Raw genomic sequence first — 2,256 nt, 5'->3', positions numbered from 1 at the left:
CCTCACCCCGATCAGCGCCGGGCAGGTGTTGTTCGATGGCGTCGACATGGCCCGGGGCAGTGCTATCGACATCGCCCGCCTGCGGCATGAAACCGCAATGATTTTCCAAGACCCCTACGCTGCCCTGAACCCGCGACACAGCATTGGCGAAACCCTTGCCGAAGTGCTGCGGGTGCAGCGCAAGGTCGCCCCGGAGCAGATACCGGCTCGCGTGGTCGAGCTGCTTGACCTGGTAGGCCTGCGCCCTGAACTCGCCAGCCGTAAACCCGGCTCCCTCAGCGGTGGCCAGTGCCAGCGCGTCGGCATCGCCCGCGCCCTGGCGGTGGAGCCGCGTCTGATCATTGCCGATGAATGCGTGGCGGCACTGGATGTGTCGATTCAGGGCCAGATCATCAACCTGTTGCTGGCGCTGCAACAGCGCATGAACCTGGCGATTCTGTTTATCGCCCATGACCTGGCCATCGTGCGGCGCCTGTGCGACCGCGTGGCGGTGATGTACCTGGGCAAAATCGTCGAAGAAGGGCCAGTGGAAGCAGTGTTTACTGCGCCACGCCATCCGTATACGGCGGCGTTGATCGAGGCGATTCCCGAGATCGATCCGCACCGGCCGTTGCCCGCAGAACCGTTGCCCGGTGAGCCCCCGAGCCCGCTGAAGTTGCCCACCGGCTGCGCCTTTCACCCGCGCTGCCGGCATGCCCGGACGATGTGTTCCGTGGTGTTGCCGCCGACCCATTACCTGCACGAGCATCGGTACAGTTGCGTGCTTGAAGAACCTCTGTTTTGACCCACTTCTGCCATTCATGAACAAGGAGTTATGACATGCAATCGCGCCACTTGAAGTTGCTCGCCGCCGCGACACTGACCGCCTGGTCCCTCACTGCCGGGCTGGCCCACGCCGCCGGCGTGCTGACCATCGGCTGCCGTGAAGACAGCACCACGTTCGACCCGATCAAAAGCGCACAGAACCGCGATACGTGGGTGTTCGCCAACGTCTACGACACCTTGGTGCGCGTGGATAACCTGGGCACCAAGATGGAACCGGGCCTGGCTGAAAGCTGGGAGATTTCCAAGGACGGCCTGACCTACACCTTCAAGCTGCGTGACGCCAAGTTCTCTGATGGCTCGGCGATCACCGCCGATGACGCGGCGTTCAGCCTGTTGCGCATCCGCGACAACAAGGCGTCGCTGTGGGCAGATCCGTTCAGCCTGATCAGCACGGCCAAGGCCAGCGACCCGCAGACCCTGGTGGTCACGCTGAAAACCCCGGCTGTGGCCTTCCTCTCGCAACTGGCTTCGCCGACGGTATCGATCCTGTCGCAAAAAGCCATGACCACGATGGGCGAAGACGCCTACTCGGAAAACCCGGTGACCTCCGGCGCGTTTACCGTGGAGGAATGGCGCAAGGGCGACCGCGTGATCCTCAAAAAGAACCCGAACTTCTGGCAGGCCAGGAACGTGAGTCTGGATGGCGTGGAGTGGGTCTCGGTCACCGACGACAACACGCGCATGCGCATGGTGCAGAACAACGAGCTGGACACGGCGATCTTCGTGCCGTTCTCCCGCGTGGAAGAGCTGAAGAAAGACAAAAGCGTGGTGATCCATGCCGACCCGTCGACCCGCGAAGATCACCTGCTGATCAACCACGCCCACGGCCTGCTGGCCAAGCCGCAGGTGCGCGAGGCGCTGGACATGGCCATCGACAAGCAGTCGCTGGTCAAGAGCGCCACGTACGGCCAAGGCACCGTGGCCTATTCCTACATCCCCAAAGGCTCGTTGTACCACTACGCCAACAACCTGCAACGCCCGTATGACCCAGCCGCCGCCAAGAAACTGCTGGAAGAGGCTGGTGCCAAGGACTTGAAACTCAACTACGTGGTCAATGCCGGCAACGAAGCTGACGAGCAGATTGCGGTGATCATCAAGGACCAGTTGGCCAAGGTCGGCGTGACCGCCAACCTGCAAAAGGTCGACCCGACCCAAAGCTGGCAGATGCTGGTGGACGGTGAGTACGATATTTCGGTGATGTACTGGACCAACGACATCCTCGACCCGGACCAGAAGACCACTTTCGTGCTCGGCCATGACACCAACCAGAACTACATGACCCGCTACAAGAACGACAAGGTCAAGGAACTGGTAGCGCAGGCGCGGATCGAGGCCGACCCGGCCAAGCGGGAGCAGATGTATGTGGAGTTGCAGAAGCTGGCGAAGCAGGATGTGAACTGGATTGACCTGTACTACAGCCCGTACATCAAC

2 protein-coding genes are annotated in these 2,256 nt (G+C 61.6%); both read left to right on the top strand.

Annotated elements, in window-relative coordinates; all coding sequences use genetic code 11:
* On the top strand, positions 1-784 hold a 784-nt coding region (locus FEM54_RS30875), incomplete at its 5' end, for an oligopeptide/dipeptide ABC transporter ATP-binding protein (protein WP_138454100.1).
* Between the two features lie 35 nt (positions 785-819).
* On the top strand, positions 820-2,256 hold a 1,437-nt coding region (locus FEM54_RS30870; RefSeq protein WP_138454099.1), incomplete at its 3' end, for an ABC transporter substrate-binding protein.

Source organism: Pseudomonas edaphica, from assembly GCF_005863185.1.
GTDB lineage: Bacteria > Pseudomonadota > Gammaproteobacteria > Pseudomonadales > Pseudomonadaceae > Aquipseudomonas > Aquipseudomonas edaphica.
Note: the sequence above shows the minus strand (reverse complement) of the source record. Positions and strands in the feature narration are given on the sequence as shown.